Source organism: Nitrospira sp. (assembly GCA_037045225.1).
Classification (GTDB): Bacteria; Nitrospirota; Nitrospiria; order Nitrospirales; family Nitrospiraceae; genus Nitrospira_A.
This window is the reverse complement of sequence record JBAOHZ010000009.1, coordinates 3,054,128-3,070,556: the sequence shown is the minus strand read 5'-3', so window position 1 is coordinate 3,070,556 and position 16,429 is coordinate 3,054,128. Positions and strand designations below refer to the sequence as shown.

The window sequence follows — 16,429 nt, the reverse complement described above, 5'->3', positions numbered from 1 at the left end:
ACTTACTGGACGGTGATGCCCATGCTACGCGCGGTTCCCTGAATAATCTTGATGGCGCCCTCAAGATCAGCCGCATTCAAGTCAGACAATTTCTTCTGCGCGATTTCACGAACCTGAGCCTGACTGACCTTCCCCACCTTATCCTTGTGTGGCACGCCCGACCCTTTGATGATCCCAGCGGCCTTTTTCAACAAGTCCGACGCCGGAGGCGTCTTCATGATGAAGGTAAAGCTCCGGTCCTTGTAGACCGTGATAATCACCGGGATAATGCTATCCCCGTCCTTCTGCGTCTTGGCGTTGAACTGCTTGCAGAACTCCATGATATTCACACCATGCTGTCCCAATGACGGGCCAACCGGCGGAGCAGGATTGGCCTTGCCGGCCGGAATCTGCAACTTAATCTGCGCTGATACTTCCTTGGCCATGAGTTACTCCCTGAGAACTGCGGACTGAGCGCGAGGGCTGAGAACGGCTCCCAGTCCACCATCTCGAATCCAGTGACCTCAAATACGTTCGACCTGCAAAAAACCAAGCTCGACCGGTGTCGATCGGCCAAAAATACTCACAAACACCTTCACCCGGCTATGATCGGCATCCACATCATCTACCGCGCCATTAAAGCCCAGGAATGGACCGTCGACAATCCGAACATTGTCGCCCTTGATAAACCGAACCTGCTCCCGCGGCCCTGCCGCACCGGCATCCACCTGCTTCAGCAACGAATCGACTTCTTCCGACGACAACGGTGTGGGCTGCGCACCTCCGCCGACAAACCCGGTCACCTTCGGCGTCTCCTTGATCATCTGCAGCGTTTCGTCAGCGAGCGGTGCCTCCAGCTCAATCAGGACATAGCCCGGGAAAAACTTTCGACGAGACGTCCGCCGCTTCCCGTCCTTGATCTCAATGACATCTTCTGTAGGAACCAGAACCTGCCCAAGTCGCTCGGTGAGCCCCATTTGACTTGCGCGCTCGAGGAGACTGGTCTTCACGCGACCCTCAAACCCCGCATAGGTATGGATGACGTACCAGTTCTTATTGCTCATCGTCTCCTCTCAGCTGAACATCCAGCATCGTATCGTCCGGGCATCGCAGGACCTGTCCAGCCGCACCACGCAACTAAATAACCTTGCGCATCAGCCAGCCCAGCACGGAATCCATCATCGACAGATACAGGGACATGAGAATGCAGAATACGATCACGACCGTGGTGGCACCGATCGTTTCCGCCCTCGTCGGAAAAGAAACCTTCTTGAGTTCACCGCGCACACCCTCGATGAATTCTCGAATAGAGGTGATCAATCGATGAAACACGGTTACAATCCTCTCTTAGAACGTTCCACACACTTCATTGACCGCGAGCCAACCGGCACCCGCCACACATCCACGCGCTCAGGCGCCCTCGGCTTGGCAGGGGCACTAGGATTTGAACCTAGACTCTCGGTTTTGGAGACCGATGTGCTGCCGTTGACACCATGCCCCTCCATCCGGAACATGAGCACTGCCGAGCCACGGGCCATGCCCCACCCAGCAGAAAAACCCTACTTCACTTCCTTGTGCGCGATATGCTTCCGGCAGAACTTACAGAACTTATTCCGCTCCAGCCGATCCGGATCGTTCTTCTTGTTCTTGCGGGTCGTATAATTTCGCTGCTTGCAGACCGTACAGGCCAAGTCAATGATATCTCGCATTTGCCATCCCCTGAGCCGTCAACACTCAGCCACCAGCCCCGCTTCAAGAGCTGATCACTGATCGCTGATCGTGCATTCTTACGCTAAAATTTCCGTGACGACACCCGAGCCCACGGTTTTGCCGCCCTCACGCACCGCAAACCGCAACCCCTGATCCATCGCAATCGGGCTGATCAACTCGCCCGTCACCGTCACATTGTCTCCCGGCATCACCATCTCCACGCCCGGCGTCAACGTCACAATCCCCGTCACGTCGGTCGTCCGGAAGTAGAACTGCGGCCGGTAGCCGTTGAAGAACGGCGTATGCCGTCCGCCTTCTTCCTTTGTCAACACATAGATCTCGGCCTTGAACTTCGTGTGCGGCGTGATGCTCTTCGGCTTCGCCAACACCATGCCCCGCTCCACATCTTCCTTCTTCGTCCCGCGCAACAAGACGCCGATGTTATCCCCCGCCTGCCCCTCGTCGAGCACCTTGCGGAACATTTCCACGCCCGTCACAATGGTCGTCTGCGTCGGCCGCAACCCGACGATTTCGATTTCGTCGCCGACCTTCACGATGCCCTTTTCGCAACGCCCCGTCACCACCGTCCCGCGCCCACTGATCGTGAACACGTCTTCGATCGGCATCAGGAACGGCTTATCAATGGCCCGAGTCGGGGTCGGGATATACGTATCCACCGCTTCGAGCAATTTCAGAATGGACGGCACACCCAACGGCCCCTGATCACCCTCGACCGCCTTCAGCGCCGATCCCTGCACGATCGGAATCTTGTCGCCCGGAAAATCGTACTTCGTCAGCAGCTCCCGCACTTCGAGCTCGACCAACTCCAGCAACTCCTTGTCGTCGACCTTATCCGCCTTGTTCAGAAACACCACGATGTAGGGGACGCCCACTTGGCGCGCCAACAAAATGTGCTCCCGCGTCTGCGGCATGGGACCGTCGGCGGCACTCACCACCAGGATTGCGCCATCCATCTGCGCGGCGCCGGTGATCATGTTCTTCACATAGTCGGCGTGGCCCGGGCAGTCAACGTGCGCATAGTGCCGATTGTCCGTCTCGTATTCGACGTGACTGATCGCGATCGTCATGATCTTGCTAGCATCCCGACGGCCCTGGCTCTCGCTCGCCTTCGCCACTTCGTCGTAGCTGATAAACTTCGCCATTCCGCGATCCGCACAGATCTTGGTCAGCGCACTCGTCAGCGTCGTCTTTCCATGGTCCACGTGCCCGATCGTCCCGATGTTCACGTGGGGCTTTCGTCGCTCAAATTTCGCCTTCGCCATGATTCACTCCTTTTCTCAGAACTCTGTTTTCCCAGAAACCCTAACCGTATATTCAGGCTTCCCACCGACGGACGGGCGCCCCTTCCGAACAAACTTGACTGGAGCCCACGACGCGAATCGAACGCGTGACCTCGTCCTTACCAAGGACGTGCTCTGCCAACTGAGCTACGTGGGCCCTACTTCACAGTCTTCATCCGCTCGCGCACCCTCTGTCCGCACCCGTGGTCGAGCACACTGGATTTGGAGCGGGCGATGGGATTTGAACCCACGACAGCCAGCTTGGAAGGCTGGAACTCTACCACTGAGCTACGCCCGCCCACGGTGAACTAGCAACACTTCAACGATCCGCCCACGCCGGACTCAGCTCTACAAGCCCGCACACACCGACAGATCCGGATCAATCTTCAATACCAACCAGACGTGCCTCTCGCACACACCATCCGGCCGGACGAGCTTGGTTTGGTGGGCAGGCAAGGATTCGAACCTTGGAAGCCATAAGGCAGCAGATTTACAGTCTGCCCCCTTTGTCCACTTGGGTACCTGCCCGCTAGGCACACGTTCCCAAACTCAAGCGTATTCGACTTATTTCAAATAAATCCCAACCAGAGTGACGTCATTCCCAAGAGAGAAGAACGAAAGTAAGCCTCACCACGCACAGCTCCCCAGCAAAACAACAGAGCTGGAGCGCTGATGAGATGAGGATTGATCTGGCCTCGAAAGCAGCCGATTTTATTTGCCGCGCGGTCCATTGTCAAGGGGGTATGTTCTATGCAGGAACAATTCTAGGAGACAGGCGTGGCAACACAGGCGCCTCTGGCAGGAGGAGCCCCTCCCGGGCGCGTGAGCACCTGATCGGCCTGACGAATCATGTCCGTAGAGCTTCCCAATACATCCGTCATCAGTCGCAACAACTCCGGAGCAGACAGGCGGAAGTCCGGCGCCAGAAACCGCTTGCGCGCCATGACTTTTTCAGCTGGATCTTCCGGCTCGTAATACCCGCTCAAGACAGCATTCTGTTCCGCCTGACTGAGCCGGGACATCCAGGCCGACACCTGACGCGACCGGCTAGGCGAGCGAGCTTCACGTCCGCCGGCCTTCTCCACTTCCAACTGTGTCCATACCGCCCATCCCACAAACACCGCCCAGGTTTCATTAAGCGCTTCCCACGATTCCGTCTCGCTGAGAAAACGCTCCTCCGTCACAGTTTTTTTTTGGAGCACGGGGGTAATGAGGACGTGCTGGTACCGACACCGCTGCTGTTCACGGGCGAAAGCCATCAGTGACAGAGGGGCCGGCAAGAGCCCAGCTTCCTGCTCGATAAAATCCATGTACGCGTGAAATAGCTCGTGATAGAGCGTTTCCAACTCTTTATGCGTCAACCGCGCCAATGGACGCAACGTTCTCCCCGCTGCATTGAGAGACAGCGATCGGGCCAACACCATTCGATGCTCAGCCGGATGATACTCTGCGGCAAAGGCATGGAGATCCTCAAACTCGAAGGACACAAACTCCGCTGGAACTTGCTCAAGGAACCGAGTGGGGAGATTGAGGGCCTTTGCTTCCGCCATGAGGGTGGCCCAGAGACGTGAGGAATCCGAAGTCGCTGCCACCGTGTCAGCCATGGCCTGGCCGATGCCCAGCCATCCCCACAACAACCCCACCGTCACCACGGAGAGCGCGGTTCGGCAGACACTGCTCTGTGAACGCACAAGACGCATGATGATCCTGAATCGAAAAACGGACTGCGAGCACTTATCCTAAGTTATCTGGTGGGAGCGAGCATCCTAGACATACCGGTCATCCTCGCGCGCCCAATCGTGCCCATGCCCTTCCTCGACCAAGGCCAAGGTTTCGAACAGACGGGGAGACACGTGATCGAGGAATCGCGAAGGTTTGGACAACAACATGCCCGAACTCCGATCATAGACATTGATCGGATAGGTCAAGAACAGGTAGCGCTTCGCCCGCGTCACGGCGACGTACAACAACCGTCGCTCTTCTTCAAGCTCCTCATCGGTATTGAACGAGAAGACCGAAGGGAATTTCCCATCCACCACCCATAATAAAAACACACACTGCCACTCCAACCCCTTCGCCGAATGAATCGTCGACAACACCACTTGCTCATCGTCACGCCCGATAGCCTCCACGCCCACGGCACTGCCGTCGGGTGGTGCCAGCGCTAAATCCGCCAGGAACTCAGTCAAGCCGGGGTAGCTCTCGGCAATGGTGTGCAAATGATCCAAATCTCGAATGCGCTTGGGATAGTCGTCATGATGATCCTTCAGAATCGGCAGATAATACTCGTAAACCCGGTTCACCTGTTCCGTCGGGCTCAGATCGTCACTCTTCGACAGATTGTCGAGGACCAGCGCCAGCTCCTTCAATCCCTTGCCCGAGCGGCCGCTACTGCTCCGCAGCACCTCGTACGGATCATTCACCCGCACCATGGCCGCGACCAGATCCTGAGCCTTCTTCGGACCGACCCCTTCAACCAGCATGAGCACCCGGTGCCAACTGACCGCATCCTGGGGATTCACCACCACTCGCAAATGGGCCAGAAGATCCTTCACATGCGCGGCTTCGATAAACTTGATCCCGCCCCGCTTCACGAACGGCAACCCACAACGCGACAGCTCGATTTCCAAATCGAAGGAATGAAAGCTGGAACGAAACAGCACCGCAATCTCATTCAGCGGCACACCTTCTTCGCGCAGTTCCAGAATTTTTTGCGCCACAAATCGAGACTGTGCATTCTCCCCGGCTGCCTCCACCAGCGCCGGCAGCGGCCCGTCCAACTTACGCGTGAACAAATGTTTCGTATATTTCTCGGGAGCTTCCTGAATGATCTCATTCGCAACGCTCAGGATCGGCTGCGTGCTGCGGTAATTCTCCTCCAGCTTGTAAATCTTGGCACCGGGGAACCAGGAGGGAAATTCCATGATGTTACGGAATGTGGCGCCGCGGAACGCATAGATGGATTGGGAATCGTCACCCACGACCATGACATTGTCATGAGTGGCCGCCAGCTTCCGAATGAGTTCCGCCTGCAGTCGATTCGTATCCTGGTACTCATCCACTAGGATGTACCGGAATTGCCGCGAGATCGTGGTACGAGTCGGCTCATCCTTCGTCAGTAGGTCCCGCAATAACACCAACAGGTCGTCGTAATCGAGCAGCTGGCGCTGGCGCTTCGCGGCCTGATAGGCGCGCTGGAGCTTCCCCAGCGCATCGAGATGGTCGGCAAAGTGGGAATATTCGTCGAGAACAATCTCTTCCAATCCGCGGAGCGTATTTTCGCACTTACTGTAGATCTCCGCGATGGTTCCCTTGCGGGGGAATCGCTTATCTTTTTCGTTCAGGCCCAGCTGGGCGCGCAGGAGGGCAATCAAATCTTCCGCATCGCCTCGGTCCATGATCGTAAAGCCTGGCTCGATCCCGAGCACTCGCCCGTGGCGGCGCAGCAGCATATTCGCCACGGAGTGAAACGTGCCGCCACAGACTCGCTGGCTGCGCGATCCGATTAACGCGCCGACACGTTCCAGCATTTCTTCGGCAGACTTCCGGGTGAAAGTCAGCAGCAAAATATGCGAAGGATCCACCCCGGAATCGATGAGATAGGCAACGCGATGCACGAGCGTCCGCGTTTTGCCGCTTCCGGCACCGGCAATGACGAGTGCCGGGCCATCCACTGCCGTCACAGCCGCATACTGCTGCGGGTTCAGCTCCTTGGCATAATCCAACGAGAACTTCCGGACATGGTCTTGATCCGGAGTCCGTTTCAGAATGTAGGGCTTACTCTCTCGGTCCATGTTGGCATCCGACTGGGTAGTGAGGCACATGACGGGGCGGTCGGGCTGTATAACATACCATCCGGTCCCTTGCAACGACAGCGCCTATGAGCGCCGTCCACGATCGCGTCAAATCAAGATCAACACTTGGCCCTTCAAATTGAGTTGTATATAATGCCGGACCAGCAGGGGACTTCTATGATGACCAGACCGCATTCGTTCGCGCAACAAATACAAACCGTGGCTGAGCTCATGCTCGCGGTGGCAGGAGAATCCGTCTCCGTCATTAAACGCGCCGCCCCGGAGCAGGCCTTGAAGCTCAAACGCCAAGATGAGTGGAGCATCTATCTCGAATTCTTGCGCGTCATGTTCAACCTCACCGACCGCGTGTCAGCGCTCAATATCCCGCTGAAGGAGCAGCCGCAATTCATGGACGAGTTGACCGACACGGTCATCGACCAACTCAAAAAAGCCCTGGAGCCCGCCTTTGGCGTCGGCAGCGACCAAACGGAAATCGTCCTAACGATCGGAACAGCCGTGGCCGAAAGCCGACAGACCTATGAGCGCTACCGATTCCTCGTCACAGAAGACAGCCCGGCAAAGAACGACTTGTACCGGGACTTCAGCGATCGCATCGCGAGTGCCGTCGGCGCCCCGAAGAATCCGGGCGTCAGCGCAGCCGCCACGCTCTGTGTGAGCGCCGTCATCCCCGCCCTCATCGGTATTTTCGAGGGACAGACGCCAGCGACGGCCGCCGATACCACCGCGAGCCCGGCCACGGCCGGAGGGAGCAGCGCTCCACGCGGAACCACAGGCACCGATATTAAATTGGTCAGCGTCATGTCGAGCATTAAAGGCGAGGAAGTCGAAACGCGATGGGGACTGCATCCGCGTTTCCGCCAAGACCTGACCCAGGAGGAGGCGAAACAACTGACGGCAACCATGAATCGAGTCGCCAAGATTCTCGGAGAGCGCTACGCCACCGTTGCCTTTTCTGACCAGTGGGCATCCTGGCACAAAGCCGGACACGCCTGACGCACAGCATTCGGGAAGCGTGACCCCACGGTCTCCTTCCTTACCTAATCGACCACATTCCACGGAGGCGTCGTGCAAGCACCCGATCATACACAACCCCCTCAAGATACGATTCCCCACAACCTGAACCGACTCGGAGAGCTGGCCCGCAATCTTTGGTGGAGCTGGAACCAACCGGCACGGCAGCTCTTTGAATCCATCGACCCGACGCTCTGGTTTCTGACCCATCACAACCCCGTGCAGTTGCTCTCCGGGGTGAAACCTGAACGCTTCGCCACATTGGCCAACGACCCAAATTTCGCACGCCAATACTCCGCCGTAGTGCGTGGCTTCGACGAATATATGAGCAGTAAGAACACGTGGGCAGCCACCGAGTTCCCTGCGCTCCAAAATTCTCCAATCGCCTATTTTTCGGCTGAGTTCGGACTCCACATTTCGATTCCCATCTATAGCGGCGGACTCGGCATCCTGGCTGGGGACCATTGCAAGGAAGCCAGCGACCTGGGTATTCCCCTCGTCGGTATCGGGTTCATGTACCCACAAGGGTACTTCAAGCAGCGGATCAACCCGGAGGGGTGGCAGGAAGCCACCTATGCGCCTTTCAATCGGCATGATTCGCCGATTCAGCAGGCCATGACGCCGAGCGGCAGCCCCTGCTCCATCAAAGTCGAGATCGGCCATCGCCAAGTCACGGTCCTCGTCTGGCAAGTGCGCAACGGGCGGATGTCCCTCTATCTGATCGACACGGATGTGCCCGAAAACACCCCGGAAGATCGCGCCCTCTCCGCACGACTCTACGGCGGAGATCAAGAGACCAGGCTCTGCCAGGAATTTTTGTTGGGAATCGGCGGCGTGCGTATCCTGCGCGCACTGGGTATCAATCCCGCCGTCTGGCACTGCAATGAAGGCCATTCGGCCTTCCTCACCCTGGAACGGATCCGCGAATTCGTCACTGCCGGTCGCAGCCACGCCGAAGCGAGCGACTTAGTCCGTCAGAGCACGGTCTTCACCACGCATACCCCCGTTCCCGCCGGACACGATATTTTCCCCTTTCATCTAATGGACCGCTACTTCAGCAACTATTGGGGTCAACTGGGACTCTCCAGAGAAGAGTTCCTGCGGCTGGGCGAAACCCCTGAAAGCGCAGGGCATGGCTTCAACATGACCGCCCTTGCGATGCGCCTCTCAGCCCACGTCAACGGTGTCAGCCGTGAACACGGGCGAGTCTCCCGACAAATGTGGCAACACTTATGGCCTGGCCTGGCGCAGGATCTCGTCCCCATCCGCAGCCTGACCAACGGCATCCACGCGCCGACCTGGATCTCCCCGGAGTTGAGCTCTCTCTATGCCAAATATCTCAGTCCTGACTGGGCGGAACGGATCGATGACCCCACCATCTGGCAACGGGTCACGGACCTGCCGGATGACGCCCTGTGGGCCGTTCTGCAAACGACGCGGCGAAAACTCATGCGGTTTATTCGCGAACGGGCGCGGGACGGCTGGATTCGCGGCCAACTCCAACCCATGCAAGCGATCGCCCGAGGAACGCTGCTAGACCCGGAAGCCCTCACGATCGGATTTGCCCGACGGTTTGCGACCTACAAACGCGCAACCCTGCTCTTCCGTGACCTGGAGCGGCTCAAGCAACTGCTCCACAATCGATGGAGACCGGTCCAAATCGTATTTGCCGGCAAAGCCCATCCAGCCGACGAACCAGGCCGATACTTCATCCACGAGGTTCTGAATTTCTGCAACGATCACACCCTCGGCGGACATATTGCCTTCTTGGAAGACTACGATATGCACATGGCGAAGTACCTGGTCCAGGGTGTCGACATCTGGCTCAACACACCAAGAGCCCCGCTCGAGGCGAGCGGCACCAGCGGCCAAAAGGCCGCGCTCAACGGGGTGATTAATCTGAGCGTGCTCGATGGGTGGTGGCAGGAGGGCTACAACGGCGCCAACGGATGGGGCATTCAACCCCTGCCTGAGGGCACAGACACCCAGGCGCAGGACGCACACGATGCCGAACAGCTATTTCGTGTATTGGAACAAGAGGTCGTCCCGCTGTTCTACCAACGCGACTTGGACGGCATTCCGCGTGGCTGGCTGCAGATCGTCAAAGAGAGCATTAAAACCGTGGCCCCACGCTTCTGCACCAAACGGATGGTCAAAGAATACATGAGGCAGCTCTATGCACCGGCCACCGCGCGCACCCCGAACAAGTGGTAGCGTGACGGCACCCTGGCCCGGTTGCATAGAAAGCCGCCGATACATCACCTGGACGTTTCTCGCTGGGCTCGCATCCCTTGTTTGGGCCATGCCCTACCCGGCAATCGCGGCAGCATCATCTCCCAAGCCTGCCATCACCTCGCTTGAGCGAGAGGCCATGACCTTCTACCAAGCCGCTGACTACGCCCGCGTCTTGGAGCTACTTCAGCAGGTCCAACCTGGCCAAGAGCCGGGTCTAGGCATGCTCCGGTATGGCATCATGAGTCACCTCAAGCTTGGAAAGCCTGAGGAGGCGTTGAAGCTCTATACCAAACTCGTCGCGAACAATCGACCCGACGAACCAGCGTTGCTACGGGACGTCGCTCGAAGCTTTATTGTCACCCGCGTCCGTGACACTCAGGAACATGTCCGCATTGCTGCCTATACAGCATTGGCCGACATGGGAGAGAGTGACACGTTACCGATCCTTGAGGATGGCCTACTGGATTCGTCGGCGCTCGTGCGCGCTCGTGCCGCTGAGGCCATTGGACGAGCTGGTCTGGCCGGACGTTCCTCGGCGCTTAAACGAGCGCTACGTGATGAAGCTCCCGGAGTTCGTATCGCAGCGATTAATGCGCTAAGTGATGCCAAAGTCGCCGGCATTACCGATCAACTCACCGAAATCGCCCGCGTGGATGAGGGCCCCGAATCCATCTTTGCCTTCGCGGGCCTCTACAAGCTCGGACGAACGGATGTCCTAACTGACATCTCTAACGCCGTCACGCTCCCAGATCCTGAAGTCCGCATGGCAGCATTGGGGATACTTGGACGATTACGCCGTCCCGCCAGCCTGTCTATCCTGAGCCAAGCCGTCTACGATCCCCATCCTGCCGTCCGGGCCTTCGCGGCTGGAGCGCTAGGGGAGTTTGGGAGGCCCGAAGGCCTCGCGCCTCTGACACACGCCCTCAGTGATGAAAACCCACGCGTCCGCAGTGTCGCGGCTTCCAGTCTCGGACGCCTAGGCTCCGCTGAGGCTCGCAGCGTCGTGCAACCACTCTTGCGCGACCCCGATGAACATGTTCGTATCAGCGCCGTCGAAGCCCTCCTTCGTCTTGGTGATGCCGGCGCGGTATTGCACGCCGCAGACCTGGCCCGACATCCCGATCCGTCAATACGTGGTGGTGCAGCCCATGCATTGGCAGCGGCAACAACCGCCAATGCCGTGACCATCCTGGAAAGTTTGCTTCGAGACCAGCAACCGCTCCCGCGCCTCATGGCCGCACGGTCGTTGGGGAAATTGCAACAGAAGGCCCTCCTGACGCCCCTTAAATCTGGCCTCCAAGATTCGGATCCAACGGTGCGCATTGCTTCGGCAGGAAGTCTCATCCAGGTATTGTCTCGAAAAGACAAACCAGGGAGCGCCCGCTAGGAACTGTGATCCGGCATGCTCAGATTCATAGGGCTATTGATGCTCCTAGCCCTCTCATTCGGATTTGGATACCTTTGGGGGAAACAGCCGGCGAATAATCTTGAGCAAACGGTGCGGAACTTCTCGCGGAATGTGGTGGACACCACACTGGGAATAGAACGCGATCTGCATCGCCGCCAACACCTGGTTGATGCAAAATCAAGCGTAGTGCAGGCGAAGGCCGATCTCTACAACAAGAATACGACCGACGCGACAAAAGAATTGGCACTCGCCCTCGAGTCACTCGAGCTCATCGCGCGTGGGAATGGGAAACAGGCAGATCCGAATGCTCAGATCAAGGAACTAGCAGGAAAAATCAAAGAGTTCCGTCTCGAACTCTCGATGGGCAAGAAATTCTCCGCCACAAAGCTGGACGATATCCAGAAGGAGCTGGACCTGCTCCTTCGCAAGTAGTCCTTACCCTATACAGTAGCCGGCTGCTTCTTCCACTTTGCAAGAATGCGTTCGACCCGCATCTTGACCACCATATCGCTGTCCTTCAACAACGGCTTGATCGCTTCGCGACCCCGATCATCGCCGATCGCCTCGAGCGCTGCGGCAGCCGTCAGTCGAGTAAACCAGTCCTTATTTTGCAGCATCTCGATCAACGGATCGATGGCCTCCGGGGACTTAATCCGCCCCAGCGCGATCACCGCTTGCTTCCGCACCAATTCCTCTTTGTCCTTCAACGCCTTGATCAGCCCGGGCAGCGCAGGCTCCCCAAGGTTGACCAATGCATCGGTGGCATCCTCCATGAATTCGTCATTTCTGAGCTGTTGCATGAGCGGCTCGAGCACCCGCTCATCACGAATTTTTCCCAACGCCACGATGGCAGACTTCCGCACGTCCCAGTCGCGCAGCAACTTGAGCAGCACGTCAACGGCGGGAGAACCGATCTGTCCGATTCCCTCAATCGCCACTTCCCGCACCTGCCAATCACCGTCTCGAAGTGCCCCAGCAAGCGGCGCCACACAACGTTCGTCGCCCATCTCCCCGAGCGTAATGGCAGCTTCTCGTCTGACCACCCAATCAGGATCCTTCAGGAGATCGATCTGAATATCGATCTCGTCCTTGACCAGCTCCTCCTCAAGAATCACTTCTTGCATGGGATCGGTGAGGTCTTGAGCCTCCGCCGAAGACTCCAGTGACGCAGCCAGTTGGTCCGAGACCTGATCGGTCAACGTGTCATCCGCGACTTGGCCAACCGGGGAAACAGCCTGGGCCTGTTCTTCTTTTTCACCAGCATGTTCCATATCAATGTTCCTTGTTCCGAGGAGGGGGCGTGGCGATCAGCGCCATCAATTCCGCAACCGATTAGGACTTTGCTTCAGTTTGTTTTCCCGCCGCATGCTTTTTTCTCAAAGAGAGCGCACGTCGTTTGCGCTGCACTCGTTTGAGTCGTTTCTGCAACGCGCGTGCAGCCGGATCACCCGAGAGCTTCGTTTCTTGTGTGACGCGCGCCGCAACTTTTTTCTTAAGGCGAACTTCGTCTGATTCACCAGCCGGTTTCTTTGCCATTCAGCTTTCAACCTCCAACAGTTAAGATCCACAAACATGGGAAATGACGGCGCAATCGAGCCTCATTCTAGAGCGGCAGTCTAATCAAGTAAGGGCGGGGGTGTCAACTCACGGCGTGGGAGTCAGCCGCGCCTAGGACAGGATGAGGACAGGGACGGTGTTGTGAGCCGTATGGTCGGCCGCCAACATGCTGCCGATGCGGCGCTCACGCCTCACATAGAGCGCTTCCTGTGGCATCAGTCTTACAGGAACGGCGGGGCGCTCAAACCCGTCATCAGGGCGACGATGTTGCTTCACGACCCGCGTGTCCGTATTCAATAACATTCCGGCCACCGTCGGAATCTTCGTCGCGGGAATCTGCGTGACCGGGCGATGATCTCCAATCACCTCGATTTGCACGGCAGTCGTACCCACTTCGACCATGCCTAACTCGCGAGCCGCAGCCTGCGAAAGATCCAGCATACGGCCTGCCACATATGGCCCTCGATCATTAATTCGAACGTGAACAGTCTTTCCGTTGGACAAATTGACCACACGAACCACCGTGCCTAACGGTAACTTACGATGAGCCGCAGTGTAGGCGGTCATATCGAAAACTTCCCCATTCGCGGCGAGTTTCCCGTGAAACTCCTTGCCATACCAGGAGGCCACACCCCGATCCTTGATACCAAGGTCCAACGTGAGGTCACCTTTCGGTAACGCAGAACAGGCACTGAGGAGCAGACAGGTAGCCAGGGGAATCACCGTATATCGGGCCTTATGACGGGAAGGGTTCCGGGAGTTCATAAGAAGCACCTCATGTGAAAACCTAGACACCACTGCCGTTCGACAACCCTTGTCGCGCAGTGATGTCAGGCTACGAAAGATTCCCCCTGGCGACAATACCATCGGGGTAGGAAGATCCCCTACCAATAGGCAGAGAAACCAACAGGTAACGACGAAGGACCGGTGGTCGTATTGAACGAGACCTACGACCGACTTGAAGCAGGTGGCCCTCCGGATAACAGACAGACTAGGCCCAAGACAACTGCTCGTTCAGGGGTACCACCAGCCGGCGCTTCCATCCCTCAAATCACCCCACTGATGGGGCAGGACTACCGGTTCAAGACCTGGTCCCTCACCTAGCGGAACCGAAGAGCCTGGTCCTCGAACTTGGTATTCACGACGAACCGTTCAAAATTCTTTTCCAACACTTCGGACAGAATATCGGCGCCATCCTCCGGCTCGAACCAGAAGATATTGTCATGGTTGCCGGAATGGGCATCGGTTCTGACCAGCGAGCTGTTGTCCCCTCGGTTACTCGCCTGAATCAGGACCTTGCTGTGGGCTTCGATGTCGGTCAGCAGAACACCACGCTTGGCATCAACCGCCAGTTCGAGAATTTTACCGGAAAGCACAACGTCGGGCGCAGCCTCTGTCGCGACCGGAGCAACCTTGGCATATTGCGCCTGCCATCCTTTGCGTTTGAGATAATCGGCAAAGGCCTGAGCGGTTTCCTCGCCTACGCTGCCGTTCGAGACATTAAAATACGTTTCGCCTCCCCACATCGAACTTCGGCTTCCCACTTTGGTTCGATCCGTTCGTCCGTCGTCAAACGGCACCACCGTCACCCGCGGGCCCACCATAGGCTTCACCGGCTGAACGGCCACTGAAGCATCTTTAGGCGCCTTGGGCGTCAGATTCATAGGAATCACGTCGCCTGTTCCCGAGCAGCCCAACAGGAGCAGCAACCCGACGGCCACCGGCGCAGACATCCCCCGCACCACATGCTGTCGAATCATAAAATCTCTCTACCTCCTTGTGAGTATCACTAACCGACCAGGTCGTTGCCCCTGGCGCTTTTAGTTTCGATGCAGCACGATTGATCGAACGGTGAGTCCATCGCGAGTCTTGACGTACTTCACCGTCACCTTATCCCCTGCCCGAATATGATCGAGCCCGATCCGCTTCTTCCCGCGCAGAATGGTCGTCCCCTGCTTGAGCACCGCTCCCACCACGGTTTCGTCATTCTCCCCGCGCTGTCCCCTGACCACAATGACCGCAGGGTCGTCCGCAAGATTGAGCACTTCAACCGTCCCGCTGATTTCATGCACCGTATTACTGGCGGCATACACCGCGGTGAGGAAACTTCCGAGTCCCGCCAGGGCCACACACAATGCCGCGCCGATCACTAAGACACCGAGCAAACTGGGTCGCGGCTGATTCATGTCACTCTTCATCCCTGTCGAACCTCACTCCATTCATTGCACAGAGTCACTCGGCGGATAAAGTCGCGGAACTGTAGCAGTTACGCATCACGCTGTAAAGACGAACGAGGTCTTTTCCTGCTATGCGGAACGCTTGGTGTACATCCTTCGCTTGACTGCATCGAAGGCGGTCGGTAAGATCCACGTTCATTTGCCACACCACGTGCCGTATCAACGAACAGTAGGAATCACACCCATCCGGCCGTCTCTCTCGACTGCATGATCGAAGTTTGCAACATCACAAAACGGTATGGAAACCTGACTGCGATCGACCGGGTCACCTTTCGTGTCGACAAAGGTGAGGTGTTGGCCTTCCTCGGCCCGAATGGCGCAGGAAAAACGACCACCATGCGGATTCTGACTTCCTTTATTCCCGCAACGGAAGGGACGGCACAGGTCGCAGGGTTCGACTGCGCGGAGCAACCGGAGGAGGTGAAAAAGCGAATCGGCTATCTGCCCGAGACGCCGCCGGTGTATCAAGAGCTCACCGTCTCCGAATACCTCTCCTTTGTAGGAAGACTCCGCGGACTCAGTGGCGCAGACCTGACCACTGGCATGGATCGTGTCATGGAACGGCTTTCTCTGGGATCTGTCCGCCGGCGACTCATCGCCAATCTGTCTCGCGGGTATCGCCAACGTGTCGGCCTTGCCCAAGCGCTGATTCACGATCCGCCGGTGCTGATCCTGGATGAACCTACGGTCGGGCTCGATCCAAAACAAATTATTGAAATCAGGGAATTGATCAAGAGCCTGGCAGGCTCTCATTCGGTGATATTAAGCACACACATTCTTCCTGAGGCCACGGCCGTCTGTCAGCGCGTGGTGATCATCAGTGGCGGTCGGATTGTCGCCGAAGACACGCCCGACCAATTGTCTGCCCGCCTCCGACGGTCGGAAAAGATCAGCGTGACCCTCAAGGCCCCGCCGGCAAATATCCTCGAGCGTTTTCGCGAGGTCGCCGGGGTTGAGCATGTCCTGACCACGCCCGATCCCCAAACGGTCCTCCTCGAATGCGCCCTGGGTATAGATATCCGAGAGGAAGTGGCACGCTTTACGGTCGGACAGAATTGGGGGTTGCTTGAAATGAAACCGGTCTCCATGACCTTGGAGGACGTCTTCCTGAAACTGACGCAGCGCGAAGACGGTCTCCCGAAAACCGACGACACCGCGGAAACGGAACGACACTAA

The 16,429-nt window shown here is 57.5% G+C and carries 17 protein-coding genes and 4 tRNA genes; 5 read left to right on the top strand and 16 right to left on the bottom strand.

Features of this window, described 5'->3' with window-relative positions; all coding sequences use genetic code 11:
* Positions 1-2: 2 nt before the first annotated feature.
* The 11 genes from rplK to V9G17_15235 all read right to left on the bottom strand — a co-directional run bounded on the left by rplK (position 3) and on the right by V9G17_15235 (position 6,784).
* A complete protein-coding gene (gene rplK / locus V9G17_15285) occupies positions 3-425 on the bottom strand; it encodes a 50S ribosomal protein L11 (protein MEI2753959.1) in 423 nt (140 codons plus the stop codon).
* Between the two features lie 78 nt (positions 426-503).
* On the bottom strand, positions 504-1,043 hold the full coding sequence (nusG, locus tag V9G17_15280; protein MEI2753958.1) for a transcription termination/antitermination protein NusG: 540 nt from the start codon (positions 1,041-1,043) through the stop codon (positions 504-506).
* A 73-nt stretch (positions 1,044-1,116) separates the two neighbouring features.
* Complete coding sequence (gene secE / locus V9G17_15275; GenBank protein MEI2753957.1) at positions 1,117-1,311, bottom strand: preprotein translocase subunit SecE; 195 nt, start codon at positions 1,309-1,311, stop codon at positions 1,117-1,119.
* Between the two features lie 94 nt (positions 1,312-1,405).
* Positions 1,406-1,480 (bottom strand) — tRNA-Trp (locus V9G17_15270).
* Positions 1,481-1,538: 58 nt separating this feature from the next.
* Positions 1,539-1,688 (bottom strand): 50S ribosomal protein L33, encoded by a 150-nt coding sequence (gene rpmG / locus V9G17_15265; GenBank protein ID MEI2753956.1) that lies wholly within the window; start codon positions 1,686-1,688, stop codon positions 1,539-1,541.
* Positions 1,689-1,766: 78 nt separating this feature from the next.
* The gene (tuf, locus tag V9G17_15260) at positions 1,767-2,972 is read right to left on the bottom strand and encodes an elongation factor Tu (GenBank protein ID MEI2753955.1); all 1,206 of its coding nucleotides are present in this window, start codon (positions 2,970-2,972) and stop codon (positions 1,767-1,769) included.
* Positions 2,973-3,071: 99 nt separating this feature from the next.
* A tRNA-Thr gene (locus V9G17_15255) sits at positions 3,072-3,147 on the bottom strand.
* Between the two features lie 66 nt (positions 3,148-3,213).
* Positions 3,214-3,288 (bottom strand) — tRNA-Gly (locus V9G17_15250).
* Between the two features lie 144 nt (positions 3,289-3,432).
* Positions 3,433-3,518, bottom strand: a tRNA-Tyr gene (locus V9G17_15245).
* A 236-nt stretch (positions 3,519-3,754) separates the two neighbouring features.
* Positions 3,755-4,690 (bottom strand): hypothetical protein, encoded by a 936-nt coding sequence (locus V9G17_15240; protein ID MEI2753954.1) that lies wholly within the window; start codon positions 4,688-4,690, stop codon positions 3,755-3,757.
* Positions 4,691-4,756: 66 nt separating this feature from the next.
* A complete protein-coding gene (locus V9G17_15235) occupies positions 4,757-6,784 on the bottom strand; it encodes an ATP-dependent helicase (GenBank protein MEI2753953.1) in 2,028 nt (675 codons plus the stop codon).
* Between the two features lie 177 nt (positions 6,785-6,961).
* Here V9G17_15235 and V9G17_15230 point away from each other — a divergent pair, with 177 nt between their 5' ends.
* The 4 genes from V9G17_15230 (at position 6,962) to V9G17_15215 (ending at position 11,891) form a co-directional block, all read left to right on the top strand.
* Positions 6,962-7,798, top strand: a complete 837-nt coding sequence (locus tag V9G17_15230) for a hypothetical protein (GenBank protein MEI2753952.1) — start codon at positions 6,962-6,964, stop codon at positions 7,796-7,798.
* Between the two features lie 72 nt (positions 7,799-7,870).
* Positions 7,871-10,030 carry an alpha-glucan family phosphorylase gene (gene glgP, locus V9G17_15225; protein MEI2753951.1) on the top strand — a complete coding sequence of 720 codons (2,160 nt, stop codon included), beginning with the start codon at positions 7,871-7,873 and terminating at the stop codon, positions 10,028-10,030.
* A 157-nt stretch (positions 10,031-10,187) separates the two neighbouring features.
* Positions 10,188-11,438 carry a HEAT repeat domain-containing protein gene (locus V9G17_15220; GenBank protein ID MEI2753950.1) on the top strand — a complete coding sequence of 417 codons (1,251 nt, stop codon included), beginning with the start codon at positions 10,188-10,190 and terminating at the stop codon, positions 11,436-11,438.
* 15 nt (positions 11,439-11,453) lie between these two features.
* Positions 11,454-11,891 carry a hypothetical protein gene (locus tag V9G17_15215; protein ID MEI2753949.1) on the top strand — a complete coding sequence of 146 codons (438 nt, stop codon included), beginning with the start codon at positions 11,454-11,456 and terminating at the stop codon, positions 11,889-11,891.
* An 8-nt stretch (positions 11,892-11,899) separates the two neighbouring features.
* On the opposite strand, the gene V9G17_15210 is transcribed toward V9G17_15215, so the two are convergent.
* The 5 genes from V9G17_15210 to V9G17_15190 all read right to left on the bottom strand — a co-directional run bounded on the left by V9G17_15210 (position 11,900) and on the right by V9G17_15190 (position 15,202).
* On the bottom strand, positions 11,900-12,730 hold the full coding sequence (locus V9G17_15210; GenBank protein MEI2753948.1) for a HEAT repeat domain-containing protein: 831 nt from the start codon (positions 12,728-12,730) through the stop codon (positions 11,900-11,902).
* A 61-nt stretch (positions 12,731-12,791) separates the two neighbouring features.
* Positions 12,792-12,995: a hypothetical protein gene (locus V9G17_15205; protein ID MEI2753947.1), complete on the bottom strand. Its 204-nt coding sequence runs from the start codon at positions 12,993-12,995 to the stop codon at positions 12,792-12,794.
* Between the two features lie 132 nt (positions 12,996-13,127).
* On the bottom strand, positions 13,128-13,781 hold the full coding sequence (locus tag V9G17_15200) for a septal ring lytic transglycosylase RlpA family protein (GenBank protein ID MEI2753946.1): 654 nt from the start codon (positions 13,779-13,781) through the stop codon (positions 13,128-13,130).
* A 335-nt stretch (positions 13,782-14,116) separates the two neighbouring features.
* Positions 14,117-14,776: a hypothetical protein gene (locus V9G17_15195; protein ID MEI2753945.1), complete on the bottom strand. Its 660-nt coding sequence runs from the start codon at positions 14,774-14,776 to the stop codon at positions 14,117-14,119.
* A gap of 60 nt (positions 14,777-14,836) precedes the next feature.
* Entirely contained in the window at positions 14,837-15,202 is a 366-nt protein-coding gene (locus V9G17_15190) for a hypothetical protein (GenBank protein MEI2753944.1), read from the bottom strand.
* Positions 15,203-15,460: 258 nt separating this feature from the next.
* On the opposite strand from V9G17_15190, the gene V9G17_15185 reads away from it, so the two are divergent.
* Entirely contained in the window at positions 15,461-16,429 is a 969-nt protein-coding gene (locus V9G17_15185; GenBank protein ID MEI2753943.1) for an ABC transporter ATP-binding protein, read from the top strand.